General features: G+C 58.4%; 31 protein-coding genes and 1 tRNA gene. 16 read left to right on the top strand and 16 right to left on the bottom strand.

Annotation, left to right across the window (positions count from 1 at the left end):
- Positions 1-13: 13 nt before the first annotated feature.
- The 9 genes from ACR3E7_RS03085 to ACR3E7_RS03045 all read left to right on the top strand — a co-directional run bounded on the left by ACR3E7_RS03085 (position 14) and on the right by ACR3E7_RS03045 (position 6,459).
- The gene (locus tag ACR3E7_RS03085; RefSeq protein WP_480503054.1) at positions 14-781 is read left to right on the top strand and encodes an isocitrate lyase/PEP mutase family protein; all 768 of its coding nucleotides are present in this window, start codon (positions 14-16) and stop codon (positions 779-781) included.
- A 103-nt stretch (positions 782-884) separates the two neighbouring features.
- The gene (locus ACR3E7_RS03080) at positions 885-1,334 is read left to right on the top strand and encodes a tellurite resistance TerB family protein (protein WP_170769836.1); all 450 of its coding nucleotides are present in this window, start codon (positions 885-887) and stop codon (positions 1,332-1,334) included.
- A 20-nt stretch (positions 1,335-1,354) separates the two neighbouring features.
- The gene (locus ACR3E7_RS03075) at positions 1,355-1,792 is read left to right on the top strand and encodes a tellurite resistance TerB family protein (RefSeq protein WP_170769364.1); all 438 of its coding nucleotides are present in this window, start codon (positions 1,355-1,357) and stop codon (positions 1,790-1,792) included.
- A gap of 5 nt (positions 1,793-1,797) precedes the next feature.
- Positions 1,798-2,541, top strand: a complete 744-nt coding sequence (locus ACR3E7_RS03070; protein WP_480503366.1) for a phosphate/phosphite/phosphonate ABC transporter substrate-binding protein — start codon at positions 1,798-1,800, stop codon at positions 2,539-2,541.
- 125 nt (positions 2,542-2,666) lie between these two features.
- Positions 2,667-3,443, top strand: a complete 777-nt coding sequence (locus ACR3E7_RS03065; RefSeq protein WP_170769362.1) for an ABC transporter ATP-binding protein — start codon at positions 2,667-2,669, stop codon at positions 3,441-3,443.
- A 32-nt stretch (positions 3,444-3,475) separates the two neighbouring features.
- Positions 3,476-4,189, top strand: a complete 714-nt coding sequence (locus tag ACR3E7_RS03060) for a transporter substrate-binding domain-containing protein (protein WP_170769361.1) — start codon at positions 3,476-3,478, stop codon at positions 4,187-4,189.
- A gap of 68 nt (positions 4,190-4,257) precedes the next feature.
- The gene (locus tag ACR3E7_RS03055; RefSeq protein ID WP_170769835.1) at positions 4,258-5,145 is read left to right on the top strand and encodes an ABC transporter permease; all 888 of its coding nucleotides are present in this window, start codon (positions 4,258-4,260) and stop codon (positions 5,143-5,145) included.
- Positions 5,142-5,948, top strand: coding sequence for an ABC transporter permease (locus ACR3E7_RS03050; RefSeq protein WP_170788435.1), 807 nt, complete (start codon positions 5,142-5,144; stop codon positions 5,946-5,948). Before ACR3E7_RS03055 ends, ACR3E7_RS03050 begins: the two co-directional genes overlap by 4 nt.
- A gap of 112 nt (positions 5,949-6,060) precedes the next feature.
- Positions 6,061-6,459, top strand: coding sequence for a hypothetical protein (locus ACR3E7_RS03045; protein WP_480503055.1), 399 nt, complete (start codon positions 6,061-6,063; stop codon positions 6,457-6,459).
- 85 nt (positions 6,460-6,544) lie between these two features.
- On the opposite strand, the gene ACR3E7_RS03040 is transcribed toward ACR3E7_RS03045, so the two are convergent.
- Both ACR3E7_RS03040 and ACR3E7_RS03035 read right to left on the bottom strand, forming a co-directional pair.
- Positions 6,545-6,621: transfer RNA gene (locus ACR3E7_RS03040), tRNA-His, on the bottom strand.
- 47 nt (positions 6,622-6,668) lie between these two features.
- On the bottom strand, positions 6,669-7,151 hold the full coding sequence (locus ACR3E7_RS03035) for a GNAT family N-acetyltransferase (RefSeq protein ID WP_480503056.1): 483 nt from the start codon (positions 7,149-7,151) through the stop codon (positions 6,669-6,671).
- A gap of 77 nt (positions 7,152-7,228) precedes the next feature.
- On the opposite strand from ACR3E7_RS03035, the gene ACR3E7_RS03030 reads away from it, so the two are divergent.
- Positions 7,229-7,417, top strand: a complete 189-nt coding sequence (locus tag ACR3E7_RS03030; protein ID WP_170769357.1) for a DUF6324 family protein — start codon at positions 7,229-7,231, stop codon at positions 7,415-7,417.
- Between the two features lie 4 nt (positions 7,418-7,421).
- Here ACR3E7_RS03030 and ACR3E7_RS03025 read toward each other — a convergent pair whose 3' ends face one another.
- Positions 7,422-7,853 (bottom strand): MmcB family DNA repair protein, encoded by a 432-nt coding sequence (locus ACR3E7_RS03025; protein ID WP_170784335.1) that lies wholly within the window; start codon positions 7,851-7,853, stop codon positions 7,422-7,424.
- Positions 7,854-7,967: 114 nt separating this feature from the next.
- On the opposite strand from ACR3E7_RS03025, the gene ACR3E7_RS03020 reads away from it, so the two are divergent.
- Entirely contained in the window at positions 7,968-8,288 is a 321-nt protein-coding gene (locus ACR3E7_RS03020) for an ArsR/SmtB family transcription factor (RefSeq protein WP_170750564.1), read from the top strand.
- The gene (locus ACR3E7_RS03015) at positions 8,285-8,710 is read left to right on the top strand and encodes an SRPBCC family protein (protein ID WP_170769354.1); all 426 of its coding nucleotides are present in this window, start codon (positions 8,285-8,287) and stop codon (positions 8,708-8,710) included. Before ACR3E7_RS03020 ends, ACR3E7_RS03015 begins: the two co-directional genes overlap by 4 nt.
- Positions 8,711-8,924: 214 nt before the next feature.
- Here the strand turns inward: ACR3E7_RS03015 and ACR3E7_RS03010 are convergent, their stop codons facing one another.
- From ACR3E7_RS03010 to ACR3E7_RS02990, 5 genes are all read right to left on the bottom strand, one after another.
- On the bottom strand, positions 8,925-9,230 hold the full coding sequence (locus tag ACR3E7_RS03010) for a hypothetical protein (protein ID WP_170352750.1): 306 nt from the start codon (positions 9,228-9,230) through the stop codon (positions 8,925-8,927).
- 56 nt (positions 9,231-9,286) lie between these two features.
- Positions 9,287-9,769 (bottom strand): transcription antitermination factor NusB, encoded by a 483-nt coding sequence (gene nusB, locus ACR3E7_RS03005; protein ID WP_170784329.1) that lies wholly within the window; start codon positions 9,767-9,769, stop codon positions 9,287-9,289.
- Positions 9,766-10,317 carry a 6,7-dimethyl-8-ribityllumazine synthase gene (locus ACR3E7_RS03000; protein WP_480503057.1) on the bottom strand — a complete coding sequence of 184 codons (552 nt, stop codon included), beginning with the start codon at positions 10,315-10,317 and terminating at the stop codon, positions 9,766-9,768. Before ACR3E7_RS03000 ends, nusB begins: the two co-directional genes overlap by 4 nt.
- A 2-nt stretch (positions 10,318-10,319) precedes the next feature.
- Positions 10,320-11,441 (bottom strand): 3,4-dihydroxy-2-butanone-4-phosphate synthase, encoded by a 1,122-nt coding sequence (ribB, locus tag ACR3E7_RS02995; protein ID WP_170788429.1) that lies wholly within the window; start codon positions 11,439-11,441, stop codon positions 10,320-10,322.
- A gap of 103 nt (positions 11,442-11,544) precedes the next feature.
- On the bottom strand, positions 11,545-12,132 hold the full coding sequence (locus ACR3E7_RS02990; protein WP_170788428.1) for a riboflavin synthase: 588 nt from the start codon (positions 12,130-12,132) through the stop codon (positions 11,545-11,547).
- Positions 12,133-12,273: 141 nt separating this feature from the next.
- Here ACR3E7_RS02990 and ACR3E7_RS02985 point away from each other — a divergent pair, with 141 nt between their 5' ends.
- Genes ACR3E7_RS02985 through ACR3E7_RS02975 form a run of 3 tightly spaced genes read left to right on the top strand, consistent with a single transcriptional unit; the run spans position 12,274 to position 16,773 of the window.
- Positions 12,274-13,614 (top strand): capsule biosynthesis protein, encoded by a 1,341-nt coding sequence (locus ACR3E7_RS02985; RefSeq protein WP_480503058.1) that lies wholly within the window; start codon positions 12,274-12,276, stop codon positions 13,612-13,614.
- A gap of 31 nt (positions 13,615-13,645) precedes the next feature.
- The gene (locus ACR3E7_RS02980) at positions 13,646-14,779 is read left to right on the top strand and encodes a polysaccharide biosynthesis/export family protein (protein WP_170769347.1); all 1,134 of its coding nucleotides are present in this window, start codon (positions 13,646-13,648) and stop codon (positions 14,777-14,779) included.
- Positions 14,779-16,773 carry a capsular polysaccharide biosynthesis protein gene (locus ACR3E7_RS02975; RefSeq protein ID WP_480503059.1) on the top strand — a complete coding sequence of 665 codons (1,995 nt, stop codon included), beginning with the start codon at positions 14,779-14,781 and terminating at the stop codon, positions 16,771-16,773. The genes ACR3E7_RS02980 and ACR3E7_RS02975 overlap by 1 nt, the downstream gene beginning before the upstream one ends.
- On the opposite strand, the gene ribD is transcribed toward ACR3E7_RS02975, so the two are convergent.
- The 6 genes from ribD to ACR3E7_RS02945 form a co-directional block, all read right to left on the bottom strand.
- Positions 16,770-17,870 carry a bifunctional diaminohydroxyphosphoribosylaminopyrimidine deaminase/5-amino-6-(5-phosphoribosylamino)uracil reductase RibD gene (gene ribD, locus ACR3E7_RS02970; protein ID WP_480503060.1) on the bottom strand — a complete coding sequence of 367 codons (1,101 nt, stop codon included), beginning with the start codon at positions 17,868-17,870 and terminating at the stop codon, positions 16,770-16,772. The two genes, ACR3E7_RS02975 and ribD, sit on opposite strands and share 4 nt — an antisense overlap.
- The gene (gene nrdR / locus ACR3E7_RS02965; RefSeq protein WP_008756450.1) at positions 17,867-18,337 is read right to left on the bottom strand and encodes a transcriptional regulator NrdR; all 471 of its coding nucleotides are present in this window, start codon (positions 18,335-18,337) and stop codon (positions 17,867-17,869) included. Before nrdR ends, ribD begins: the two co-directional genes overlap by 4 nt.
- A 120-nt stretch (positions 18,338-18,457) precedes the next feature.
- Positions 18,458-18,871, bottom strand: a complete 414-nt coding sequence (locus ACR3E7_RS02960) for a secondary thiamine-phosphate synthase enzyme YjbQ (protein ID WP_170788424.1) — start codon at positions 18,869-18,871, stop codon at positions 18,458-18,460.
- A gap of 17 nt (positions 18,872-18,888) precedes the next feature.
- On the bottom strand, positions 18,889-19,293 hold the full coding sequence (locus ACR3E7_RS02955) for a hypothetical protein (protein ID WP_170788423.1): 405 nt from the start codon (positions 19,291-19,293) through the stop codon (positions 18,889-18,891).
- Between the two features lie 84 nt (positions 19,294-19,377).
- Complete coding sequence (locus ACR3E7_RS02950; protein WP_480506603.1) at positions 19,378-19,875, bottom strand: DUF4166 domain-containing protein; 498 nt, start codon at positions 19,873-19,875, stop codon at positions 19,378-19,380.
- A 39-nt stretch (positions 19,876-19,914) separates the two neighbouring features.
- Positions 19,915-20,352 (bottom strand): thiol-disulfide oxidoreductase DCC family protein, encoded by a 438-nt coding sequence (locus ACR3E7_RS02945; protein ID WP_480503062.1) that lies wholly within the window; start codon positions 20,350-20,352, stop codon positions 19,915-19,917.
- Positions 20,353-20,624: 272 nt separating this feature from the next.
- Between ACR3E7_RS02945 and ACR3E7_RS02940 the strand changes: the two genes are divergently transcribed.
- Positions 20,625-21,644 (top strand): helix-turn-helix domain-containing protein, encoded by a 1,020-nt coding sequence (locus ACR3E7_RS02940; RefSeq protein ID WP_480503063.1) that lies wholly within the window; start codon positions 20,625-20,627, stop codon positions 21,642-21,644.
- A 163-nt stretch (positions 21,645-21,807) separates the two neighbouring features.
- Here ACR3E7_RS02940 and rpoD read toward each other — a convergent pair whose 3' ends face one another.
- Together rpoD and dnaG are read right to left on the bottom strand one after the other, a co-directional pair.
- Positions 21,808-23,799: an RNA polymerase sigma factor RpoD gene (rpoD, locus tag ACR3E7_RS02935; RefSeq protein ID WP_170769341.1), complete on the bottom strand. Its 1,992-nt coding sequence runs from the start codon at positions 23,797-23,799 to the stop codon at positions 21,808-21,810.
- A gap of 114 nt (positions 23,800-23,913) precedes the next feature.
- Positions 23,914-25,860 (bottom strand): DNA primase, encoded by a 1,947-nt coding sequence (gene dnaG, locus ACR3E7_RS02930; protein ID WP_480503064.1) that lies wholly within the window; start codon positions 25,858-25,860, stop codon positions 23,914-23,916.
- Between the last annotated feature and the right edge of the window lie 70 nt (positions 25,861-25,930).

Below are 25,930 nucleotides of genomic sequence, written 5' to 3'. Positions count from 1 at the left end.
CAGGAGCCCTGCCATGACCGATCAAACCACCCGCGCCAAGACCTTTGCCGCCCTGCATCAAAAGGGCAATCCGGTGATCCTATACAATATCTGGGACGCGGGCAGCGCCAAGGCCGTGCAGGACGCCGGGGCCAAAGCCTTGGCCACAGGCAGCGCACCAGTTGCGATGGCGCAGGGTTTCGGGGACGGTCAGAACATTCCCATGGATTATGTGTTGGACAACGCTCTGCGCATCGTCGGCGCGGTGGACCTGCCCGTCACCCTGGACTTCGAAGGGGCCTATGCCACGGATGCGGCGGGCATTTCGGGTAACGTGCAGCGCGCGCTGGAAACCGGGGTCATCGGTTTCAATTTCGAAGATCAGATCGTCGGGACCAAGGACCTGTTTGACATCGAAACGCAGGCGACCCGCGTGGCCGCGATGCGCGCGGGTTGTGATGCCGCCGGTATCCCAGCCTTTGTCAACGCGCGGACCGATATCTTCCTCAAGGCGCAGCCGGACACCCATGACGACGCCATGCTGGATGATGCCATCGCACGCGCCAAAGCCTATGCCGATGCAGGTGCCAGCGGATTCTTTGCCCCCGGTTTAAAGGATGAAGCCATGATCGGTCGCCTGTGTAAGGCCACGGATCTGCCGGTGAACATCATTGCCCTGCCCGGCACTCCCGACACCGCAACTTTGGCCAAGCTGGGGGTTGCGCGGATCAGCTATGGCCCTGTGCCCTATCGCAAAATGGTGGCGTGGCTACAGGAACAGGCCGCAGCGGCCTTGGGCTGACGCCCCGCCACGCAGGGCGACGCCCGGCAAAGAAATGTCAATTTGAGGCTATGACCTGTAGTCCGTGCTTGGCGGACTACAAAATATGGAATATCCTCACGCTATGTTGAAAAAGTTCTTTCAGGCCTTTCGCCCGCCCCAACACGATGCCCTGCCCGACCCCGATGCCGAATTGGCCCTTGGGGCTCTGATGGTGCGGGTCGCGCAAGCGGACCGGGACTATAAACTGGAAGAGATCAGCCTGATCGACCGCATTCTTGCGCGGCTCTATCAGCATAACGCGATCGAGGCCGCCAAGGTTCGCGCCACCTGCGAAAAGCTACACGCTGCCGCGCCAGAAACCGACACGTTCGGCAAGCTGATCCGCGAAACCACAGATCTGCACGAACGCCTCGCCGCGCTTGACGCCTTGTGGGAAGTCGTGTTGGCCGACGGAAAGTCAGATGAGGGAGAGATGAAAATCGTGGAAGAGGCCCGTATTTCGATGGGGCTCAGCTATAATGACAGCCAGACAGCCCGCGAACGGGTGCAAAGGCGCTTGGAAGAGGCTTAGGCCCAATCTATATCTGACCCATGTTCAGTGATTTCTTGTCCCGGCTCACGCAGCCCCAGCCCGACCCACTTGTCGATGATGATGCCCGCCTTGCCCTAACGGCGCTGCTGGTGCGCATCGCGCGGTCTGACAATGACTATGCCGACAGCGAAATGGCGCGAATCGACCGAATTTCCGCCGAACGCTATGGCCTGTCCCCGTTCGAGGCGGCCGGTCTGCGCGCCCGCGCCGAAGATCTTGAGTCCGAGGCCCCCGATACCGTGCGCTTTACCCGCGCCATCAAAGAAGCCGTGGCTTATGATGATCGTCTGGCCGTCGTACAGGCGCTCTGGTCTGTAGCGCTGGCTGATGGGCACCGCACCGGCGAGGAGGACTCGCTGCTACGACTTGTGGTTAGCTTGCTTGGCGTCAGCGATGTGGATTCTGCGCTGGCCAGACAAAAGGCCGCCAAGTCGTGATTGCGATGCTGGGCATGTACGACATGCCCGGCCTGCGGCCTGCCCACGACCGCTTTTGGACCCTGATCCGAGACAATCTGGGCTATGGACCTGTCGAACTGACCCGCGATGTCGACGCCTGGGAGGTTTGGCAAAGCCCTGACCTGTTGTTCGCGCAGACCTGCGGAATGCCCTATCGCACCCATTTGCAAGATCAGGTGCAACTGGTAGGAACACCGGATCATGGGCTTTCGGGATGCCCACCGGGCCACTATCGTTCGGTTTTTGTGGCGCGAACTCAGGACCCGCGCGACTTGACCGAGCTATCACGTGGTGTTTTTGCCTATAATGAGCCGCTTTCTCAGTCTGGATGGACCGGACCTTTGGTACACCTGGAGGCTTTGGGCCTATGCCCGATGTCTGCTTTGGAAACAGGCGCACATGCCAACTCAGCGCGCGCTGTTGCCGACGGTCTGGCCGATTTCGCAGCGCTGGATGCGCTAACCTGGTTGATGCTGAAGGAACACACCAAGCTGGGAACCGCATTGCGGGATGTCGAGGCAACAGCTCCCACTCCGGCGCTGCCTTATATCACATCGGGCACTCAAGATGCGGCCGCCATAACTCAAGCTGTTCGGCGTGCGATCAACGCCTTATCCCCGCGCGACCGCAATGCATTGCACCTTTTGGATCTGATAGAGATACCGGCCCGCGACTATCTAGCCATCCCCAACCCTTCGCAGGATGCTGCCAAGCTGCTCAATCCCTGACCGATTCGACCAGAACGTCTGGTCAATTTGACGGTTTCGGACCTCATATATGTCATTTGCGCATTGCATTAGGCTGATTTTTAAGCCCTAGTACCGCACCAACACCAATAACACTCAGGTCGCCCGTGACAGATTCCACTCCGGTCATCGAGATCAAGAACCTACACAAAAGCTTCGGCAATCTTGAGGTGCTGAAAGGGGTGGATATTACGGCCAGACGCGGCGATGTCGTATCGCTGATCGGCTCATCCGGGTCCGGAAAATCTACACTACTGCGCTGCTGCAACCTGTTGGAAGACAGCCAACAGGGCGAAATCCTGTTCAAGGGAGAACCGGTTCAGTGGAGCGGTTCGGGCCACAACCGCCGCCCCGCCGACCCCAAACAGGTCCTGCGCATCCGCACCAATCTGTCGATGGTGTTTCAGCAATTCAACTTGTGGTCCCATATGACCATCTTGCAAAACGTGATGGAGGCCCCCGTCACCGTTTTGGGCCGCGACAAGGCCGAAGTTGAGGACAGCGCCCGAAAATACCTGGAAAAAGTGGGAATTGGCGACAAATGTGATGTCTACCCGGCGCAGCTTTCGGGCGGGCAGCAGCAACGCGCCGCCATTGCACGCGGGCTGTGCATGGAGCCCGAGGCCCTGCTGTTTGACGAGCCCACCTCGGCGCTGGACCCCGAACTGGAACAGGAAGTGATTAAGGTGATCAAGGATCTGGCTGCCGAAGGCCGCACCATGATCATCGTGACCCACGACATGAAGATGGCTGCTGATATCTCTAGCCATGTCGTCTTTCTGCATCAGGGCCTCATCGAAGAAGAAGGCCTGCCGGAAGATATCTTCACCACCCCTGAATCCGAACGGCTTCAGGGCTTTCTATCCGCCACTATGGCGGCATAAATTCAGGACAGAACTAAACTGGGGAGTAACCAATGAAAAAACTGATTCTGACCACTGCGGCCTTGGCGCTGAGCGCCGGCATGGCCATGGCGGACACCGTTCGTCTGGGCACCGAAGGCGCCTATGCGCCGTGGAACTTTGTCAACGACGCCGGCGAAATCGACGGGTTCGAGCGTGAACTGGGCGATGAGCTGTGCAAACGCGCAGGCCTGGAATGCGAGTGGGTCAAGAATGATTGGGATTCGATCATTCCGAACCTCGTCTCAGGCAACTACGACGCAATCATCGCTGGCATGTCGATCACCGATGAGCGTGACGAAGTCATCGACTTTACCCAGAACTACACGCCGCCTGATCCGTCGGCCTATATCGCCATGTCTGATGGCGTGGACCTGGCTGGTGGTGTGATCGCCGCCCAGACCGGCACGATTCAGGCGGGTTATGTGGCCGATTCCGGAGCAACTCTGGTTGAGTTCGCCAGCCCCGAGGAAACCATTGCTGCTGTGCGCAACGGCGAAGCGGATGCAGTCCTTGCTGACCGGTCGTTCCTGGCACCCTTTACCGAAGATGGCTCGGGCCTGCTTTTTGTGGGTGACGACGTTCCGCTGGGCGGCGGTGTCGGAATGGGTATCCGCGAATCCGATGGTGAGCTGAAAGAGAAGTTCAACGCGGCCATCCAGTCCATGAAGGACGATGGCAGCCTGAACGCGCTGATCACCAAGTGGGAAGTGTCCTCGACCTTCTGATAAACTCTGCGGCGCGCCTTACTTAGGGCGCGCCGCCTCAGAGCCCTTGCAAGTCAAAGAGGCCCGCCATTTTCTCGTTCTGCACCGATCCCGAAACACTCGGCACGTTCCGTTGGTTTGCCTGTTACCTGACCAACGGTGTGCATTGGCTGTTTTATCTATCCTTCTTCAAGGTCCTGCTGCTGCTGGCGATCACCGCCCCGGTTGCATTGGGGTTCGGCTTTTTGGGGGCCATGGCCGCGCGGTCACATTTTCCACCGCTTGCCATGTTGGGCAAAGGCTATATCGCCATCGTTCGCGGTGTGCCGGATATCGCGTTCTTCATGTTCTTCGTGATAGCGCTGGATCAGGCATTCGAATGGACGCGCCACAAGATTCTTTGCCCCGAATGGACTGACCCCGTTCGACAGGGCAATGATTTCATCGTTTGTCAGGCCGCCAAACTGCCGCTTGGAACTGCACCCGAATGGGTTCACGAGACCTATGGCTTTTTCCTGGCCGTTATTACTTTTTCAATCGTGTTTGGCGCATTTGCCGCCAATGTTCTGTTTGGCGGCATGCGCGCCGTCCCGCATGCGCAACTGGAAACCGCCGAAGCTTACGGTATGACCCGCCGCCAGACATTCTGGCGCATTCTGGTACCACAGATGTGGGTCTACGCCCTGCCCGGCCTGTCTAACCTTTGGATGGTGCTGATCAAGGCCACACCGTTGCTGTTCCTGCTGGGCATCGAAGACATCGTCTATTGGGCCCGCGAACTGGGGTCGTTCAAAAACCCGAAATTCACCCAATACCCTCACGGCGACTGGCGTATGTGGTACTTCCTTGCTCTGCTCGTGTTTTACCTGGGCATGACCCGCGTCTCGGAAATCGGCCTTGAACGGTTGATGCGTCGCCTGTCGCACGGACAAGCCACCGCAGGCGGAGAGCTTCTGCGCAAGGAGACCACCGCATGAGCTGCATCCAGACCATCCAGGACTATGCGCTCCGCTCGGTCGGCATCGGTGAACGCCTTCTGCCGCGCAATGATTTTACACTATGCGAGCAATTCACCCTGATCGGTTCGGGCATGATCTGGAATATTTATTTCGGGATCATGGCGCTGGCGACCGGGTTCTTTCTGGCTACAGCGCTGGCCGTTGGCAAAGCGTCAAGCAAGAAATGGCTGCGCAAACCGTCCGAGTGGTTCATTTTCCTGTTCCGGGGATCTCCTCTGTTCATCCAGTTTTTCTTTGCCTACTTCTTCTTCCTGTCCCTCAAGCAGAGTTTTCCCTTCTTCGACGCACTGACCTCTGCCTGGCTGGGAGCGTTGATCGTGTTGTTTTGCAACACCGCCGCATATTCAGGCGAGATCTTCTATGGTGCCCTACGCTCGATCCCCAAGGGCGATATTGAGGCTGCAGACGCCTATGGAATGACCGGCTGGTCGCGGTTTCGCCGTATCATTTGGCCGACCATGCTGCGGCTTGCCTGGCCTGCCTACACAAATGAGGCAATCTTTTTGTTCCACGCCACCACGCTGGTCTTCTTCTCGGCCTTCCCAGTCTGGCAACAACGGGGCGATGCGCTTTATTACGCGGGCTATTTCGCGGACAAGACGTTCAATCCGTTCATCCCCTACCCTATTCTGGCCTTCTATTTCATTCTGCTGACTCTAGTGGTGATCTGGGGCTTTGGGCTGGTGAACAAACACCTAAACCGGCACCTGCCCGTGGCCAAACGCAGCAAGATGAAGTTGAGACTAAATCTGGCCCGCTGAGACACAGCATTCCTGTCGCAGGCTTTGATGCGGTTCTGGCAGTGGTCCCGAAAGCACGCCACCGCAGAGCGGCCCCGCAGCTTCGCCGGCCAACACCCCGAGGCGTTTCTTCGTGAAGCTCAGAACTTGGAATTTTGATACCACCAAGCCCTTCCGCAGCCTTTGCACCTGTGCTGCCCTGGCGCTTGTCATCTCGGCTCCGTTAACAGCGGCACTGATGCTGGTATCGTCCATTCCGTTCCTCGTCGGCGAGTCTCAGGCCGGCCCGGTTGTCACACTGGCCTATGTCGGGCTGTCGTTTCTAATGGCAGCTTTTACCCTGCCTTTCATGTTGCCGCTGATATTTTCACTGGTGCCATTCACGGCTCTGTTCCCTCTGGCGGGCGCGGCCCTGTCCTTTCCTTTGATCCGACACGGCCGGATCAAGAAACAGCCGCTCCTGTGGATCTGGGTTGCGCTTTGGCTGATCACCTTCTTTGCAGGAATTCTGTCTGGTAAGGTCTCGGTCTAAGGAAAAATCGCCGTTGCGAACAGCAATGCACATGCATTCAGCCGGACAAGCAGCATTGTAATTATTCAACCGATGATGAGGGAGATGGTACCGCCTCCCTGGCTTGAACAGGGGACCTCTGGATCCACAATCCAGCGCTCTAACCAACTGAGCTAAGGCGGCACTCGTGAGGGGCGATGTACCGAACGCGCCGAGGGAATGCAAGAGGATTAAAGCCGAATTTCCCAGCTTTGTTCGACAAGATCGACCCCGAAAGAATGCACCGGTTTGCTACCCGTCAATTGCCATCCCGTCGCCTGATACAGCGCGCAAGCGGCACGGTGGCTTTCGTGGGTCCATAGCGACATTTTCTCAAACCCAGTGTCGCGGGCGTGGTCCATACAGGTATGCAGCAAGCGCTTACCCAAACCTTTTCCACGCGCCTCGGGCATCAGAAAGAACAGGCGCAGTTTTGCAGTGGTCTCATCCAGTCGCACGCAGAAGATACTGCCCAGAGGAACGCCGGCCTGTTCCGCGATCCAACCGCGATCACAGGAGGGATCATGGGTTGCCACAAACTCATCCAGTATCTGCTGCACAAGGCGCGCAAAGCTTTTGTCGAACCCTTCATCGCGCTCGTAAAGAAGGCCGTGCTGCGCGACCAGCCACGGAACGTCTGATGGGTGAAAAAGTCTGATCACCGTGTCGTTCATTCCTCATCTGGCCCGATCAGCGGCTTGATTCTCAAGTCTTTGCGCGCTAGCACAAACGCTCATCCCCGGAGGCGCAAATGGGTATCAACACCGAACGTGACATTCAGGCCAACCTGCAAATCGGCCCGACCGACCAAGGCATGGTGCGCCTGTTCATCGAGGCTGATGGCGTCGAGATTCCGATGGATTTCGAACCCGACGAGGCTGAAGAAATCGCCGAAGAGATTCGCGCTGCCGCGCAAGCCGCGCTGGCGGTGAAAGGCTAACGCGCTAAAGCCTTGGGTCTCGCAATGCGTGCAGCCTTCGGGCGGCATCGGTTGCAAATTTCTGGATCATCTTCTTCCGGCGCGCCGGAGCCAGCTTATCCTCTGGGGCCATGCGCACGATCTCGGCGTCATAGGCGTCGGCGATGATCAGACCAGTCTCGGCTGGCAACAGCTCGGTCGGGAACTCGGTATCCACGGCCCAGAAGAATCGGTCGCACCACTCCAAATAGCCCTGCCACTTGGAATCCGATTGGTAATCCGCCCGGCTGGATTTGCATTCCACTACCCACAATTCACCCTTGGGGCCCAACCCCATAACGTCCACACGCAACCCGCGCGCCGGCACGAATTCCTCAACAGAAACAAAACCATGCGCGCTGAGATGACGCGCCACGCCGCGTGCTAGCTTCTGGCCGGGTTGTAGATCCAATGTCATTGAGAAAATGTGAACAATTCGTGAACAAATTGCAAGGGTGAGATTGCGGTTGACATGATACCATATGGTATTGAATAAATATGAAACCAAATGGTATCGGATATGAGGAAACGGATGCCTGACCAAATCCAAAACGCGTTTCGCGCGCTTGCGGACCCCACGCGCCGGGACATCGTTCAGATGCTTGCATCGCAGGATATGACAATCGCGCAACTGACAGATTGCTTCGACATGACCCGAGCGGCCGTCAAGAAACACCTGACCGTGTTGTCGGACGGGGGCCTCATCCGGGTCGAAGCTCGGGGGCGAGAACGCATCAACCGTCTTGAACCCAAGGGAATGGCCCCTGTTCTGGATTGGTTGAGCTTCTTTGATCAGTTCTGGGACGAGCGCCTGCGTAACTTGAAAGAAGCCATTGAGAGGAAAGAGACATGACCAACGCAGTTTTGCAAAAGACCATCTTCCTGCGCGCTGAGCCGGACACTGTCTGGGACTATCTGACCGAACCGGAACGCCTTGCCGAATGGTTTCACAAGCCCGAACGCCCACTGGCAGCAGGACAAAAGCTTGAGATGTTCGGAACCACAAGCGGCGATCTTTTGATCTGGGGAGAGGTGCGCGAGGCGCGCAAGCCGCAGTATCTTGAATATACCTTCACGGTGAAACCGATGGGAGACTCCGTCAGTGTGGTCAAATGGACGTTGGAGCCCGTAGACGGCGGCACACGATTGTCCTTGGTGCACGAAGGCCTGCCCCAGGGCGCTGAGGCTTTCGGCCTGATCCTGGCCCTGGACAACGGTTGGGACGAGCATTTCGGCAAGATGCGCAAAGCTCTGCACGAAACTGTTGACGCTTAACCCCTTGTGCCAGCCCGTCAGACGCCCTAACTAAGCGCTTGGCGGGTTCTGCCCTTCTTGTGACTGGTAGCATTCTGGTGGCCTTAAGCAATTCCGAGGGGGCTGGCTCTGTTCAGGTCCTGGCCTGATTACCTGGCGCCCACCTGTACATACAGGTCCTCGGGAATCACACCGCACGGTTGACTGGTGGTCCCGCCACATTTTTCTAAAATTATCAGCGCTCTGCGCGTGAGCCTTGCTTGGCCAGCACAGGTTTGAACACATTAACGACGGGTGATCCACGGCGCGGACCACCCGGCCTTTCCGCCATGCTCATGATCTTGTAGGCGAACTGGACACCTGCAAAAACGATGCCGTTCATGAACCAGATCATGACGAGTGCCACCAACCCAACATCCGAACCCCAAATCAACCCGCGCAGATTGGCCACGTTCACAGCCAACAGCACGCCGACAAATACGGCCGAGATCACAAATCCCCAGATAACCTGAGTGATATAAAGACGGATGAGCTTGGGCATAGCGGCACTCCTTGTTTGGTCACAAGCGTAGCCTTCGGATGCTCTGAGTAAAGGCGTCAGAACGCCTCGGGCTGAGCCTCGCGCGCCATGTGGTCCAGTACAGCGTTCACGAATTTCGGCTCTTTGCCTTCCGGGAAAAAGGCGCGGGCCACGTCGACGAATTCGGTGATAACCACTTTGGGCGGCGTGTCACTCTGGGTCAGTTCGGCCCCGGCGGCGCGGAAAGCGGCGCGCAAGGTCGGGTCGATACGTGCGATGGGCCATTTGGCCACCAGCGCGCGGTCGGTCATCTGGTCGATGGGGGCCTGATAGTTCACGGCGTCCTCGACCAGTTTGCGGAACAGGCGGATATCGCCGTCCAGCATCTCTTCCCCCTCATAAACGGCACCAAACCGGTGATCCAGAAACTCGGTCACGACCGCTTCGGTCGTCTGGCCTGACTGCTCCATCTGGAACAGTGCCTGCACGGCGTAAAGCCGGGCGGCGGACTTCATCAGGCGTTTCTGGTTGGCCGGTTTCGGCGCGTCTGTCTGGGTCATGCTGTCGTGGATCCGTTGCTGTCGCCCGCCACAAGGATGGACTCGGACGGCGGCTTGAAGCCCACGCCCTTTTTGGAAGAGCCCCACTTACGGCTGAGCGCGATCAGATGCAAGGCCGCAGCGGCTGCCCCGCCCCCTTTATTCATCTTTTTGGGATTGGCGCGGACCTCGGCCTGTTCGTCATTCTCGACGGTCAGGATACCGTTGCCGATCAGTAGACCCTGAAGACCCATCAGTTGGATGGCCCGACTGGAGTCGTTACAGACAGTTTCATAATGCGTGGTCTCGCCGCGAATAACGCAGCCCAGCGCAACATAGCCGTCGAAATCGCACTGACGGTCGGCCATTGCGATGGCGGTGGGAATCTCCAGCGCGCCGGGAACTTCGACCACTTCACAGGTGCCGCCTGCGGCCTCGATCTCTGCTTTCGCACCGGCGACCATATTGTCCGCGATAGCGCGATAGAACGGAGCCACCACCAACAGCAGTTTCACCGGCTTGTCGAATGTCGGAGTCGGCAGGACGCCGTGTTTGTCTTGTTCAGCCACGATCAGTCTTCCTTGAGGATGGAACGGGTGCCGACGATGGACAGGCCAAACGCGTCGAGCCCCAGATATACGGTTTCGGGCGAGTCGGTCAGCAGCACCAGCTCGTGAATGCCCAATTTGGACAGGATCTGAGACCCCAGTCCTGTTTGTTTGATGGTCCGAGGGCCTTCATCCTCGACCGCGTAAAGCGAGTTGCGCGGTTGGCGGAACAGACAGACGACGCCGCGCCCCTCTTCGGCGATCTTCTCCATCGCACGCGGCAGTTCGCGCGAAGATTTAGGCCCGAGGCCCAAGATATCCGGCGCTTCGTGCAAAGCATGGGTGCGGGTCAGAACGGGCTCGGGCGTGGTGATGTCGCCTTTGATCATGACCACATGTTCGATGCCATGAAGCTGGTCAGTGAACAGCCGCATCTCCCATTCGCCACCATATTCCGAATTGACGGTTTCACGCGACGTCTCGACCACCAGATTGTCATTGCGGGATCGGTAGGTGATCAGGTCGCTGATCGTACCGATTTTCATGTCATGGGTTTGTGCGAATTCCACCAGGTCGGGCAGACGCGCCATTGTGCCGTCGGGCTTCATGATCTCGCAGATCACGCCCGAAGGGTTCAGCCCGGCCAAGCGCGAGATATCAACCGCAGCCTCGGTATGGCCCGCACGCACCAGCACCCCGCCCCGCTTGGCGCGTAAGGGGAAGACATGGCCCGGGGTGGCAATGGCCGCCATCGTGTTTTGTTCATTGATGGCCGTCGCAACAGTCAAGGCGCGGTCAGCGGCGGAAATCCCGGTCGACACACCTTCGCGTGCCTCGATCGACACGGTGAACGCGGTTTCATGACGCGAGGAATTGTTCACCGCCATCATCGGCAGGCCCAGCGCATCCACCCGTTCCGCGGTCATCGGCAGGCAGATCAGGCCGCGCCCATGGGTGGCCATGAAGTTGATCGCCTCGGCATCCGCAAACTCGGCGGCGATAACCAGATCGCCTTCATTCTCACGGTCTTCGTGGTCGACCAGAATATACATCCGACCTTTGCGCGCCTCTTCGATGATCTCTTCAATCGGGCTGATCACGTCGCGCAGTTGCGCCTCGACGGGTCCGGGGGTTTCAAAGCTCATTGGGCAGCCTTTCGCAGAGCATGTTTGCACGGGTGGATAGACCACCCCGCGCGCAAAGACCAGTCTGCAAACGTCCCAAACCGGTCAGAACGCGGCGTTTAACTCAGGACATTTCGGCCAGACGCGCGACGTAACGAGCCAGCGTGTCGATCTCAAGGTTCACCGTGTCTCCGACCGCAACATCGCCCCAGGTTGTCACCTCTTTGGTATGAGGGATGAAGTTAATGCCAAAGTCACATCCGTCCACGTCATTGACGGTCAAAGACGTCCCGTTCAGCGCAACAGATCCTTTCGGCGCGATGAACCGCGCCAAGTCCTTGGGAGCGCGCAGGGTGACGCGGGTGCTGTCGCCTTCGTCCTGCATGGCCACAATTTCGGCCACGCCATCCACATGGCCCGATACGATATGCCCGCCGAGTTCATCGCCAACTTTCAAGGCGCGTTCAAGGTTGACGCGTTTCCCGAGTTTCCAGCCATCCAGATTGGTCTTCGACACGGTCTCGGCGCTGATCTGGACATCGTACCAGTCATCGCCCAGCGCGATCACAGTCAGGCACACGCCGTCACTGGCAATGGATGCGCCGATATCAATCCCAGCGGTGTCATAGCCCGTCTGAATGCGCGCCCGCAAATCGCCCTGCTGATCTAACTCGGTAATGGTTCCGATATCTGTGACGATCCCAGTGAACATTTTCTTTACCCTTGGTTTGCTAACCTATGACCCGTTGTCCCTGTCGAGGTAAGCGTAACCGCCATGGCGGGCAAGCCCTGCCTTGCCGGGAATGATGGAAACGGGCATAAATTTAGCCATAACACCACACGAGCAGTTCTCATGCCACCAATCCCCCCAGACGCGGATCAACGCGTCTTTCTGTTCCTGCAAGGACCGCACGGCCCGTTCTTCAACGCGCTAGGGCGGATTTTGCGCAAAACAGGGGCGACGGTGTGGCGCGTGGGGTTCAACGCTGGCGACCGAGCCTTTTGGTTCGACCGGGCCAGCTATATCCCATTTCGCGGCAGGCCTGAAGATTGGCCGGACACATTCACCCGACTGATAACGGATCTCGGCGTCACAGATCTGGTGCTTTATGGCGACACGCGACCGATCCACGCGCAGGCTGCCGAAATCGCGCAAGAAAACGGGCTGACAGTGCATGTGTTCGAAGAAGGGTATCTTCGCCCCTGGTGGGTGACGTACGAAAGGGCGGGCTCGAACGGGAACTCGCGGCTTATGTCCATGGATATCACGCAGATGCAGGATGCGTTGGAACAGACTGACACTCAGACATCGCCTCCGCCTGCCCATTGGGGCGACATGCGTGAGCATATTTTCTATGGTGCGCTCTATCATTGGTTCGTCCTGTTTCTGAACCAACGCTACCGTAATTTCCGCCGTCACCGGGAATTACCCGTCTCACGGGAGTTTCTGCTTTATTTTAAACGCTTCATGCTGATGCCCTTCCACAGGCTACAACGCTTTTGGGCCACCCAGCGCGTGCGCCGGACTGGGCAGCCCTACCATCTGGCGTTGCTGCAACTTGGGCATGACAGCTCAGTACAGGCGCATTCGGATTTCAACGGAATGAGCGAGTTTCTGGAACATGTCATTCGCGGTTTTGCCGAAGGTGCGCTCCGGCATCACCAACTGGTGGTCAAGGAACATCCTCTGGAAAATCATCGGGAGCCTTTGCGACAACGCACACGCGATCTGGCCCGCTCGTATGGGGTTGCCGACAGGGTGCACTATGTCCCCGGCGGCAAATTGGCCCGTCTGTTGGATGAGGCCAGCTCGGCCGTGACGATCAACTCGACAGCAGGACAGCAGGTGCTTTGGCGCGGCATACCGCTGCGCATTTTTGGACGGTCGGTCTATGACAAGGCGGAATTCGTCTCGCAACAACCGCTTGAGGCGTTTTTTGCCAATCCCACCCGGCCCGATCTGGACGCCTACCGGAGCTATCGCCGGTTTTTGCTGAAGACCAGCCAAATTCCGGGTGGTTTCTACTCGGTGCGAGGGCGTCGGCAGCTGCTACGCCGTGCGGCTGATCTGATGCTGAACCAATATGATCCCTACCAAACCCTGCTGAACGAGACCGAGAGGCCACAGTTGAAAATCGTGCAAGGACTCGAACGGGTTGAGACTGGAAGTCGTGCGGCGAACCGGTTAGCCTGACACAAACAAAAAAGACTGAGGATATTCGGCAGTGCAGTGCTTTCCCATCCGCTGGGTACGGGGGGTCTCCCTTGTGGCCGCTTTCGGTCTGCTGGCGGCGTGCCAGCTTCCCAAATCTGGTCCTAATAAATCCGAAATATTAGCGGGCTCCACCGCGAATGGAGGCAACGCTTTTGTCGTCGAGGTGGATGACCGCGTCACCAAGGAAACATCGGCCATCCCACAATTCGGGTTCTCAGCAGCCTTTCGCAGCGCGCCAAATCTGACGGCAGACACGGTGCGCCCCGGCGATGTTCTCGGTCTGTCGATTTGGGAAAACGTCGACAACGGCCTTTTGTCGGTTCAGGCGGGCGCGGCCACATCCCTGAACGAAGTGCAGGTCGATAGCGAGGGCTTCATCTTTGTCCCATATGCCGGGCGGGTCCGCGCAGCGGGCAACACTCCGGAACAATTGCGCATCGTCATCACCGACAAGCTGCGCGAGCAAACCCCTGATCCGCAAGTCGAAGTACGCCGTGCTGCGGGGGATGGGTCAACCGTATCTTTGGTTGGCGGTGTGGCGTCTCCGGGCATTTACCCGATCGAACGCCCGACCCGAACGCTCAGTGGGATGCTGTCGCGGGCTGGTGGTGTTTCGGTCGGTTCCGATATCGCTCTGGTCACACTGATACGCGGCGATCAGCGGGGGACGGTCTGGTACAACGACTTGTTCAGCGATCCCAAACTGGACGTCGCGCTACGCGCCGGAGATCGCATCTTGATCGAGGCGGACACCCGCTCTTACGTGGCGCTTGGCGCCACCGGCGGGCAATCGCGGGTAGCCTTTGACAGTCAGGACCTTTCCGCCCTAGAGGCTTTGGCCCAGGTTGGCGGCTTACAATCTCTGTCCTCAGACCCAACCGGTATTTTCGTGCTGCGCAAGGAACGCGAAGAAATCGCACGTGCGGTCATGGGGCAGCCTGATCTGCAAGGGGATCAGCGCATGATCTACCTATTGAACCTCACCGCACCCAACGGGCTGTTCATCGCGCGCGATTTCGTCATCCGCGATGATGACACGATCTATGTCACCGAAGCCCCCTACTCACAGTGGAGCAAGTCCATCTCGCTGATCGCGGGCGGCCTGACACCGCTGGCAAATGTCACAACGCTGACAGGCGGCTGATGTATTCCGGCACAACAGCCGGGGACAGTCGGACCCGACTGCTTGTCTACAACGGCGGGTTTCTGACCCAACGCCGCATCCGCCGAATCCTGACGCTTGCAGGTTACGACATCCGCCTCGGCCTGCCGAAAGACGGCGACTTGGTGGGTGTCTGGGGCGACAGCCCCACCGCGCATCGTGGCCGATGGGTGGCAGAAAGGTATGACGCACCCATCCTGCATGTCGAAGATGCCTTTCTGCGCTCTCTTCATCCCGGTCGAAGCGGAGAAGTCCCTATGGGTCTGTTGCTGGACCGGTCGGGCCTGCATTTCGACCCGTCGCTACCCTCTGAGCTTGAGACACTTCTGGCCACACACCCGCTGGACGACACCGCCCTTCTGAACCGCGCCCGTAGCGGGATCGAGCGTTTGCGTGACGGACATCTTGGCAAATACTCGGCCTATCACCCGGACATCGAACCACCTGAACCCGGATATGTTTTGGTCGTTGATCAGGCACGCGATGACGCCTCGGTCAAGGCCAGTGGCGGGGATCTGGCGCGCTTTCGCGAAATGCTGGTGATGGCGCAAGAGGAGAACCCCTGCGCCCGCGTCCTGATCAAAACGCATCCCGAAACCATCCAAGGCCACCGCCCCGGCTATTACTCGGACCAGGATGAGACAGGCCGGGTCACACTGTTCCGCGATCCGATCAGTCCTTGGACCCTGCTGGAAGGTGCCGTTGGCGTTTACACGCTGTCGTCGCAATTCGGGTTCGAGGCCATTTTGGCCGGGCACAAACCGCGTGTCTTTGGCCTGCCATTCTATGCCGGTTGGGGATTGACGCAGGACGAGCCCTACCTGCCCCGTCGCCAGCGCAACTTGACACGACCGCAGCTATTCGCGGCGGCGATGATCTTGTACCCGACATGGTACGACCCATTCCGAGATCAGCTCTGTCAGTTGGAAACCGTTCTGGACACGCTCGAAGCGCAGACCCGCGCATGGCGGCAGGATCACAAAGGGTGGACCGCCTCGGGGATGCGTTTGTGGAAACGTAAACACATCCAACAGATGTTCGGGCGCGAGAAAAAAGTCAGGTTCACCCCGGATATTCCGACGGCGGGCGAACAACCACATATGGTCTGGGCCAATCAAGCCGGGGCGACGGATCACGTTGTGCGTGTCGAGGATGGATTTCTGCGGTCTCGGGGGCTGGGGGCCCGGCTGGTGCCCCCTCTGTCGCTGGCGACGGATGATCTGGGAATCTACTATGATCCAACCCGTCCCAGCCAATTGGAGAACCTGATCGCCCGGCGCGAAACCCTGCGCCCGGATCAGGAGCTGCGCGCCTCGGGGCTGGTGGCGCAGATCATCTCGGGCCAGATCAGCAAATACAACACAGGCGACACCGCCCCCGCCCTGCCCGATGGGCACCGCATTTTGATTCCAGGTCAGGTCGAGGATGACGCATCGATCCAGCTGGGGGCAAGCGATGTCCGCACCAATGCAGATTTGCTACGCGCTGTGCGCGCCGCCAACCCGGACGCAGTGCTGATCTACAAACCCCATCCTGATGTCGAGGCTGGCCTGCGCAGTGGCAATATCGACGCCCGCGATCTGGCGGACGTCGTCGTCTCGGATACCGATCCGGCCTCATTGTTGGCGCAGGTGCACGAGGTCTGGACCATGACCTCGTTGCTTGGGTTCGAAGCGCTGATGCGTGGGATACCCGTGACCACTCTGGGCGCGCCATTCTATGCAGGTTGGGGATTAACGACCGACCTGGGTTCAGTTCCCGCGCGGCGCGGCGCGCGCCCGTCAATGCTGGGGCTGGTCCATGCCGCATTGATAGACTACCCGCGCTATCTTGATCCTGTGACCGGCCTGCCCTGCCCCGTCGAAGTTGCGGTTCAACGTCTGTGCGAGGGATATCAAAACGACCGGCCTGGATTACGGGCACTGTCGAAACTACAAGGGCTCTTTGCGACCTACGCGCATCTCTGGCGGCGCTAGCGCAGGGATCTTTCCCAGCGGTGCAGGATATCCGGCCCGATGGCACGGGTTTCCATCAAAGAAAACCGGGGCGCGGCCTCCAGCGTTTCAAGTCCCAGCGCCCCAATCGCGGGCAGCCCCTCGGCCCCGATGGTCAACCCGGCGCTGAAACCGATCAGCTCATCCACGAGATCCTGCGCGAGCAAAGACGCAGCCAAAGCCGAGCCGCCCTCACAAAAGACACGGGTCAAACCGGCCTGCCCAAGTTGCTGCACCAAATCCAAGGGATCAATTTGATGATCGTGCAAGGCACAAGGGATCAAACGCGCGCCCAACCCCTCCCACGCTTTTGCCCGCTCGGGGTCGGGGGATGGTCCGTGACAGAGCCAGACCGGGATGTCCTTGGCCGTTCTGGCCAGTTGCCCCAATAAGGGAAGGTCCAAATGGCGCGAGACCACCACGCGAACCGGTTGCGCCTGGACCCCCAAATCACGCACCGTCAGTGAGGGGTCATCCGCCCGTGCGGTCCCAGCGCCCACCATCACCGCATCGTGGCGGGCACGCATTGCGTGGACGGCTCGGCGCGCCGTGGGACCGGTAATCCACTGGCTGTGCCCGGACGACGTGGCAATACGGCCGTCAAAACTGCTGGCCAGCTTGAGCGTTACAAACGGGCGACCCTGCTCGTTCTTCAGGAAAAAGCCCGCGTGATCCCGCTCGGCCTGATCCAAGAGGACACCGGTCGTGACTTCGATCCCCGCGTCGCGCAACATCGCAAAGCCCTGCCCCGCCACGCGCGGATCACTGTCTTCGATGGGTGAAACCACGCGCGAAACACCCGCAGCAATCAGCGCCTGCGCGCAGGGAGGTGTCTTGCCATGATGCGCACATGGTTCCAGCGAGACATAGGCCGTCGCACCGCGAGCCGCGTCACCAGCCTGTTTCAGTGCCTCGGTTTCAGCATGCGGGCGACCGCCGGGCTGCGTCCAACCGCGCCCGACAATCCGACCGTCCCGCACAAGGACACAGCCCACAGACGGGTTAGGCCAGCACAACCCCTGTCCGCGCTGCCCCAAAGACAGGGCCAGCGCCATATATCGCTTATCTGAGTCGCTCACTCGTCCGTCGAAGGCTGCGGCGGGCGCAGTTCGTGGACGAATTCCTCGAAATCATCGGCCGCCTGGAAATTCTTGTATACGCTTGCAAAGCGTACATAGGCGACGGTGTCGATCCGTGCCAGAGCTTCCATGACAATCTCACCGATTTTGTTCGAGGGGATATCCGTCTCGCCCATGCTTTCCAGCCGCCGAACGATGCCCGAGATCATCTGGTCGATACGCTCGGGGTCAATGGGCCGTTTCTGCATCGAAATACGGATCGACCGTTCCAGCTTGTCGCGGTCGAAATCTTCGCGCTTGCCGTTTGTCTTGATCACGACCAGATCGCGCAACTGGACCCGTTCATAGGTGGTAAACCGCCCGCCACATGCCGGGCAAAAGCGACGTCTGCGGATCGCAACGTGATCCTCAGCCGGGCGTGAATCTTTCACCTGTGTGTCAATATTTCCGCAAAACGGGCAGCGCATCCGCCGTCTCCTCGTCCCTATATCCGCCTCTTTTGTAAGCGCTGTGGCTTACTTATCCACAACTATAGGGCAGCCGCTAGGGTTTGGGTAGTCGGAAAATTTTACCGCAATATCCTGATTCTAAGCAAAATGCGCCGCGACCTTGCGGGTATGCGGCTGGGAGCGATGTTCAAAAACGTAGATCCCTTGCCACGTTCCCAAAACCGGGCGACCGTTCGCCACCGGGACAGTCAGCGACACAGGTAACAAGGCTGCCTTGATATGCGCAGGCATATCGTCTGGGCCCTCATAAGTGTGCCGCAAGTAAGACATCGATGGATGGTTCGAGGGCGGCACCAGCCGTTGAAAAAAAGCATTCATGTCCGTCTGCACCTCGGGGTCTGCGTTCTCCTGTATCACCAGAGAACACGACGTATGGCGCACGAACAGGGTCAAAAGCCCGTCTGCTTGGACCGAGTTGAGCCAGTTACACACGTCGCGGGTGAATTCATACAAACCCGGTCCGCGCGTCGAAATAATAAACTCGGTCTGCAAGACGGCGCTAGACTCCGTTAGTCGTCAAAGATTTGGCGACGGTAGCACAGCGAATTGGCACTTTGAACCGATCTGCTTTGACCGGCGACAAACCCGACAGACACAGTCTTGGTCGGGGTGCTGACACCCGCTGGCGGATTGATCGAGAATTGGACCGCCGTACGACGACCGGTCGCTTCGCTGGGACCATAGCCGCGCACAACATAGATCGGCTGTTTCCAACCCGCACCCAATGTTCTGCGCGCGTAATCCGCAGCGGCGCACCAATATCCGTCCACATCAGTTCGACCGCGCGGGATCACTTCGTAAACGTTGCTGTTGACGGACGCGATTTGGTACCCAAGTCGTGCAAATCCCGTCGCTGAGACCGGCGTACTCAGCACCACTGCCGCCAAAGCGGCATATGTCATAACCTGTTTCATAATCATACTCTTTCCTGTTACGAGGTAAGACTGGAAATAGTATACGCTGCTTGCAGTCAAAGGCGGTTCACGATCAATTCAGCCTCAGTCGGGGCTCGCGTGATCCGGCGTTAGCCATCCGTGATATCGGATGAGCAGTCCCAATACGGGCAATCTGGCCGAAACGTCAAAACGGAACCGACCCACCGCGTCCTGCCATTCGACGGTCGAGGATTTGGGCACCAAAACGCCCGGACATGGGACCCCGAAAACAGACAAGCCCTGAATTTTCAATTTCAGTTCTGCGCCGTTCCATATCGGTTTTAGCCAAAATGTCAGTACGCCCGCCTTTTCACAGACCAACATGGTCTTTGGATCAAACCGAATTGACGATTGCATCAGATGCCCGGCAAAATCTCGCGTCCAAAACCACGTCTCATTGTCCTGTCGGGTCACGATGCGGATCGCAATGTCGCTAGCCACGGGTGGGAACCTACCCAGCCATAGCGCTGATCTTACGACCCAACTTGTTCCGGCTTCGACCGAACAACGCCCTGAAAACTTGCCAGGATGTTCGTGCAGAGCGCGAAGCGCGTCAGGCAAATCGGAATGCGTTGGCAGGGCTTGCCAGAACGGGTCCAATCAGAACCCTCCGGGCAGAAAACGCGTGTGGATTGCCGCGTCTGGTATCAGGCAGCTAGGCCTTTGCCCGAATAGCCTGTAGCGGTTGCGCGCGACTGCAAAATAGACCGGGTCTTTCATAATTCTTGGCAAAAAGCGGCACAGCCCAAGAACCGGCCACAAACCTGGCAAAGCCCGCATAGCTGCAGCAAAAGCATCCAGACGTTGGAACACCTGGCCATCAACAATGACCAGATTGGTCTCAAAATCCTCGGTTGGCAGGCCAAGACTGATATACATATGCTGCCCCAGCGGCGACCGCGCCGTGACGAATTTGAACCGAGCCAGCCTATCGTGTCTTAGCATGAACTGAAAAAAACCAGCACACAGGACACATTCGCCGTCGAAAACGATTACGTCCTGGTCTTTCGTCACGCTGGTCAGATCAAAATGCTGCATGTCGCCCTTTTCACGCCAGTTTTGCGCTGGTTGCGTGAATGGAGCAATGCGACACAATTGGACACGGGTGTGCCGGGGAGCCACTGACAATCCGTTTTGTGTCCGGACTGGGCTCGACCTCATCCCCGAGAAGGTTCTAACCCGGCAACGAGGCTCAGATAATGCCTTAGTAGAAAATGCGCTTGTGACTTTGCGCCAAGCTTTTTCGACAACCGGACAATGGTCGTTGCAGTATAGATGCAAAATCTGGGCAAACAGGCTATGATGAACCTATGGACGTCGACATCGCCCGCATTCAGACATTGACCCGAACGCTTGATCAGAAAGCGGCGGACAATTCTGTCGCCAACAAATTGCTTGAGAAATGTGGGCTCAGCCGGCCCGAGGTCGAAGCGCTAAACAGCGGGATCAGCGCAAAAACCGAAGCTCTGTTCACCAGATATGCCTGTGATGCCCTAGGCGACCCCACGTTTGCCGCGCAAGCGGGGCTGGCCTTCAAATCATCCTCGAGCCTGACGGCCTATGTCAGCAAATATTCTCGCGATCTGAAGCAGGTACTGGAAAACGCGGCCCGCTATCATGGCCTTATTGATCCCGCCCTGCGCTTCAGTCTGCGCGTGGCCGGGAACTTTGCCACGATCGAGGCCGAGTGGAAGGACGCCAGCTATGCCCGTTTTCATCGCCGGACCGAGTTTCTGATGTTCGCCGGTCTTTCACGTATGCGCGACCTTACCCAGATTGATTTCTACCCGATAGAAATGTGTTTTCAGCACGAAGTTGGGGAAAACAAGGCGCAGTATCAGAAGCTTGCAGGATTTCCCGTCTCTTTCGGAACCGAGAGGCTCGAGATCATTCTGGCCCTATCAACGCTAGATTTACCTGTCCCGACATATGACCCCAAATTGCGTCAGCATCTGTTGGAATATGGGGATCGCGTCATAGCCGACAGACGCCAACCCAAACAGAAATTGCGCGCGCAGGTCGAAGGGCTGATCACCAGATCCCTTCCTGGTGCAATCCTGCAAGCCGAGGAAGCCGCCGCCAATTTGGGTCTTAGCACCCGTACCTTTGCGCGTCGATTAAAGGATGAAGGAACCAGCTATCGCGAGATCGTCGATGACCTCAGATGCGATCTGGCGCAGACCTTCATTACCAACGGAATGAACTTGACCGAGATTGCCTATTCGCTTGGCTATGCCGATCAACCCGCCTTCTCCACCGCTTTCAAGCGCTGGACCGGGCAAGCCCCAAGCACGTTCCGCAGCAGATTGGATCCTCCACCCCAAGGGTGAGACCGGGGGTCATCGGCGCAGATGCCTCGCCCCGGTCCGTCCCATGAGTGGACAACAGTGAGGTAAGTACCGCTGCTGCTCAGAACTTGTGAAATCCTGCCAAAGCGTTTTCTGTAACGGTCATCTGAATGAAAAAAGGCGCCTTGGTTGAGGCGCCTTTTGTTTATTGGTCTAGGAAGGATCGCAGTTTTCGTGACCTGCTGGGGTGTTTCAACTTCCGCAACGCCTTCGCCTCGATCTGGCGGATACGTTCGCGGGTCACGCTGAACTGCTGGCCAACCTCTTCCAGCGTATGGTCGGTGTTCATACCGATGCCAAAGCGCATCCGCAGCACCCGCTCCTCACGCGGAGTGAGAGAGGCCAGAACCCGTGTGGTGGTCTCTTTGAGGTTTTCCTGAATGGCGCTGTCCAGAGGCAACACTGCATTCTTGTCCTCGATGAAATCGCCCAGTTGGCTGTCTTCCTCGTCGCCGATCGGTGTTTCCAGAGAGATCGGCTCTTTGGCGATTTTCATCACCTTGCGAACCTTCTCTAGCGGCATTTGAAGCTTTTCGGCCAGTTCTTCCGGCGTCGGCTCGCGACCGATTTCATGCAGCATCTGGCGACCGGTCCGAACCAGCTTGTTGATCGTCTCGATCATATGAACCGGAATACGAATGGTGCGCGCCTGATCCGCGATAGACCGCGTGATCGCCTGACGAATCCACCAGGTCGCATAGGTCGAGAATTTGTAGCCGCGGCGGTATTCGAACTTGTCCACCGCCTTCATCAGGCCAATGTTCCCTTCCTGGATCAGATCAAGGAATTGCAGGCCACGGTTGGTGTATTTCTTGGCGATCGAAATCACCAGACGCAGGTTGGCCTCGACCATTTCCTTCTTGGCCTGCCGCGCCTCTTTCTCACCCTTCTGAACCTGCTGCACGATGCGGCGGAATTCGGGGATGTCCAAACCGACATACTGACCGACCTGAGCCATATCGTTGCGAAGTTCTTCGACCTTCGCGGTCGAGCGTTCAATGAACATCTGCCAGCCCCGACCCGGCTTTTCCGCCATATCCGACAGCCAGTTGGGGTCCAGCTCGCGCCCGCGATAGGCGTCGATAAACTCACGGCGGTTGATCCGTGCCTGATCCGCCAGCTTCACCATCGAACTGTCCAGCGACATCACGCGGCGGTTGATACCGTAAAGCTGGTCGATCAGCGCTTCGATCCGGTTGTTATGCAGGTGCAGCCCATTCACCAACTCAACAATCTCGGCGCGCAACTTTTGGTATGTTGCTTCGTCCTGTTCGCTGAAGGTGCCGTCTTCATTCAGTGTGGCTGAAATTCGGCTATCCTGCATTTCCGACAGCATCGAGAAGTCGGTCGAGATGCGTTCTAGCGTGGTCAGAACCTGATCCTTCAGCGCGGCTTCCATCGCGGCCAGTGACATGTTGGCCTGATCATCGTCGTCATCATCGTCGTCGTTGTTCAGCGGGTTGCCGTCGGCGTCCAGCTCGGGGCCGGTATCCTCTTTCGCGGGCTTGGCGGCCTGCACGTTCGAGGTGTCAACCACTGGTTCCTCGACGTCGCCGTCTTCGTCCATCTGGTTGCCAAAAGTGGCCTCCAAATCGATGACGTCGCGCAGCAGAATGTCTTCGGACAGCAATTCGTCGTGCCAGATGGTGATCGCCTGGAACGTCAGCGGGCTTTCGCACAGGCCTGCGATCATCGTGTTCCGCCCGGCCTCAATCCGTTTGGCGATGGCAATCTCGCCCTCGCGGCTCAGCAGTTCGACGCTGCCCATCTCGCGCAGATACATGCGCACAGGGTCGTCGGTGCGGTCCAGCTTTTCGGTCGCCGCCCCGGCCAAAGCAACCTCGCGGTTGCTTTCGGTCGTGGTTAGTTCGGTCGAGCCTTTGTTTTCTTCTTCCTCGGCCTCTTCATCTTCGATGATGTTGATGCCCATCTCGGACAGCATCGACATCACGTCTTCGATCTGCTCCGAGCTGACCTGATCCGGCGGCAAAACCTGATTGAGCTGGTCGTAGGTGATGTAACCTTTCTCGCGGGCCTCGGCGATCATCTTCTTGACCTGGGCCTGGCTCATATCCAGCGAGATTTCCTGTTCCTGCTCGTCGGATTTGCGGTCTTCGTTGGTATCCTTGGCGGCCATTCAATGCTCCTGCAGGGATGGGTGATTCGTTTGAACCGAATCATTAGCGCGTAGAAGTGATTCGGCCACCCGTTTACCCGTTTTTCTTTTCCAGTGCCTTACGAAAACACCACTTTACCGGCGTTTCCGCTCGAAATTGATCCCGGACATGATTGCCTCAAACTTGTCTTTCTCGTCGCGGTTGATTCGCGCGCCATTGTCGGCCACGTCGAATATCGCCCTGTCCTCATTCTGGCTGCGGCTTGTGCGGTTACGCTCTTCGGCGGCCTGGGCCAGCCGGTATGTCAGCGCCTCATCGGCCAGATCAGACAGTTCCTCCTCGGCTTCGGCAATCTCTGCGTCCAACCCCCTGAGAGCTTTGATCTTTGCGAGCTCCTCGGCCAGCGTCATTTCGGCCTTTTCGACATCGCCCGGTTTATACACACAAGGGATCACTGCGACATGGCGAAGGGCCAGCAGGTTTTCAAGGGCTTCGGGCCCCAAAGTTTCAGCAATGTGGTCTTTCAGACTCTCGGGGTCATCAATCGCATGGCGCAGGATGGCGTGGCGCAGAGCGGCGTGGTCGGGGTCACGGCACTCCATCTCTTCCAACTGGATTTCGAACTGCACAACCACCTGCGGGTTCAGCGCTGCAATGGCCAGAATCGCCGCTTCGCGCAGTTGGATTTCCGAACCTTCGGACGAGGCCAGGAAGGACGCGCGTGCTCCTGGTGTCGCCGTCGGCTGAGGCTGCCACTTGCCACGCGGTTGCCATTGGCGGTTCTGCTGTTGGCGCTGCGGGCGGAATAACTGCCAGCGCAGGTCCTTGATTTCCTGCCCGTAGTGCGACCGGATCGAGGGGTCGCGGATAAGCTTGATCTTCTCGCGCAGTGCCTTGTCCAGCGCCGCTTTGCGCTCGGGACTGTCGAACACCTTGCCCTCGGTCTCGCGCTGCCACAGCAGCTTGACCATGGGAATTGCGCCTTCCAGCACGGCTTGCACGGCCCCCGGCCCTTCGGCGCGCAGCAGGTCGTCGGGGTCCTTGCCCTCGGGCATCAGGGCAAACCGCAGAGATTTCCCTGCCTCAAGCAGCGGCAGGGCCAGATCAACCGCGCGCATCGCGGCGCGCAAGCCCGCCGTGTCACCATCCAATGCAATGACCGGCTCATCGGATATGCGCCAGAGCAGTTGCAGTTGATGTTCGGTAATCGCGGTGCCCAGCGGAGCAACCGACGCGCCAAACCCGGCCTCGGCCAGCGCGATCACATCCATATAGCCTTCGGCCACGATCAGAGGTCGCCCCTTCCCCGCCGCTTGCCGCGCGGGCCCGTGGTTGTAGAGGCTGCGCCCCTTATCGAACAATTCGGTCTCGGGCGAGTTCAGGTATTTCGCATTATCATTGGGGTCCATCGCCCGCCCGCCGAAGGCAATACACCGCCCACGCGGGTCACGGATCGGGTACATGATCCGGTTTCGGAAGGTATCATAAGGCTTTTTGCCTTTGTTCGACGGTTTCGCCAGACCCACCCCCAGGATCAGATCCTCGGCCACATTCTTGCCGCTCAGATGATCCCACAGAGCCTGCCATCCATCGGGGGCGAAGCCAATCTCCCATCGATCCAGCGCCTGCGCGTCCAACCCCCGGCGGGTCAGGTAATCGCGCGCCGCACTCCCGGCCCCGGTCTTGAGCTGCAGACGGAAGAACTGCACCGCCTGCTCCATCACCTCGGCCAGTTGCGCCCGGCGGTCCTGCTTTTCCTGCGCCTTGGGATCGCGCTGCGGCATCGGCATCCCGGCCTCGCGGGCCAGAATCTCGACCGCTTCGATGAACGAGACATTCTCGGTCTCTTTCACGAAACTGATCGCATCCCCTTTGGCGTGGCACCCAAAGCAGTAGTAAAACCCCTTTTGATCATCCACATGGAACGACGCCGTCTTTTCATGGTGAAACGGGCACGGCGCCCACATATCACCCTTGCCTTGATTGGATTTGCGCTGGTCCCACATGACCTTTCGCCCCACGACCTGAGACAGGCTGAGGCGCGTACGCAGTTCATCCAGAAATCCGGGGGGCAATGACATGTGCTAAACCTGCCAGAAATGAAAACGCACGCCAAGGGGATGGCGCGCGGTTGTCCACAGGGAAATGGCG

Source organism: Ruegeria sp. BK1 (assembly GCF_056535645.1).
The sequence above is the reverse complement of the archived record's forward strand: the minus strand, read 5'-3'. Positions and strand labels throughout refer to the sequence as shown.

Bases quoted from the DNA above. Each gene is read 5' to 3' on its own strand.
- ACR3E7_RS03085 (WP_480503054.1), top strand. From the start codon at position 14: ATGACCGATCAAACCACCCGCGCCAAGACCTTTGCCGCCCTGCATCAA.
- ACR3E7_RS02945 (WP_480503062.1), bottom strand. From the start codon at position 20,352: ATGCAGCATTTTGATCTGACCAGCGTGACGAAAGACCAGGACGTAATC.
- ACR3E7_RS03035 (WP_480503056.1), bottom strand. From the start codon at position 7,151: ATGAACGACACGGTGATCAGACTTTTTCACCCATCAGACGTTCCGTGG.
- ACR3E7_RS03080 (WP_170769836.1), top strand. From the start codon at position 885: ATGTTGAAAAAGTTCTTTCAGGCCTTTCGCCCGCCCCAACACGATGCC.
- ACR3E7_RS03010 (WP_170352750.1), bottom strand. From the start codon at position 9,230: ATGCCCAAGCTCATCCGTCTTTATATCACTCAGGTTATCTGGGGATTT.
- nrdR (WP_008756450.1), bottom strand. From the start codon at position 18,337: ATGCGCTGCCCGTTTTGCGGAAATATTGACACACAGGTGAAAGATTCA.
- ACR3E7_RS02985 (WP_480503058.1), top strand. From the start codon at position 12,274: ATGCCACCAATCCCCCCAGACGCGGATCAACGCGTCTTTCTGTTCCTG.
- ACR3E7_RS03075 (WP_170769364.1), top strand. From the start codon at position 1,355: ATGTTCAGTGATTTCTTGTCCCGGCTCACGCAGCCCCAGCCCGACCCA.
- ACR3E7_RS03030 (WP_170769357.1), top strand. From the start codon at position 7,229: ATGGGTATCAACACCGAACGTGACATTCAGGCCAACCTGCAAATCGGC.
- ACR3E7_RS03060 (WP_170769361.1), top strand. From the start codon at position 3,476: ATGAAAAAACTGATTCTGACCACTGCGGCCTTGGCGCTGAGCGCCGGC.
- ACR3E7_RS03015 (WP_170769354.1), top strand. From the start codon at position 8,285: ATGACCAACGCAGTTTTGCAAAAGACCATCTTCCTGCGCGCTGAGCCG.
- nusB (WP_170784329.1), bottom strand. From the start codon at position 9,769: ATGACCCAGACAGACGCGCCGAAACCGGCCAACCAGAAACGCCTGATG.
- ACR3E7_RS03020 (WP_170750564.1), top strand. From the start codon at position 7,968: ATGCCTGACCAAATCCAAAACGCGTTTCGCGCGCTTGCGGACCCCACG.
- ACR3E7_RS02975 (WP_480503059.1), top strand. From the start codon at position 14,779: ATGTATTCCGGCACAACAGCCGGGGACAGTCGGACCCGACTGCTTGTC.
- ACR3E7_RS03050 (WP_170788435.1), top strand. From the start codon at position 5,142: ATGAGCTGCATCCAGACCATCCAGGACTATGCGCTCCGCTCGGTCGGC.
- ribB (WP_170788429.1), bottom strand. From the start codon at position 11,441: ATGAGCTTTGAAACCCCCGGACCCGTCGAGGCGCAACTGCGCGACGTG.
- ACR3E7_RS02990 (WP_170788428.1), bottom strand. From the start codon at position 12,132: ATGTTCACTGGGATCGTCACAGATATCGGAACCATTACCGAGTTAGAT.
- ACR3E7_RS03025 (WP_170784335.1), bottom strand. From the start codon at position 7,853: ATGACATTGGATCTACAACCCGGCCAGAAGCTAGCACGCGGCGTGGCG.
- rpoD (WP_170769341.1), bottom strand. From the start codon at position 23,799: ATGGCCGCCAAGGATACCAACGAAGACCGCAAATCCGACGAGCAGGAA.
- ACR3E7_RS03070 (WP_480503366.1), top strand. From the start codon at position 1,798: ATGCTGGGCATGTACGACATGCCCGGCCTGCGGCCTGCCCACGACCGC.
- ACR3E7_RS02955 (WP_170788423.1), bottom strand. From the start codon at position 19,293: ATGAAACAGGTTATGACATATGCCGCTTTGGCGGCAGTGGTGCTGAGT.
- dnaG (WP_480503064.1), bottom strand. From the start codon at position 25,860: ATGTCATTGCCCCCCGGATTTCTGGATGAACTGCGTACGCGCCTCAGC.
- ACR3E7_RS02940 (WP_480503063.1), top strand. From the start codon at position 20,625: ATGGACGTCGACATCGCCCGCATTCAGACATTGACCCGAACGCTTGAT.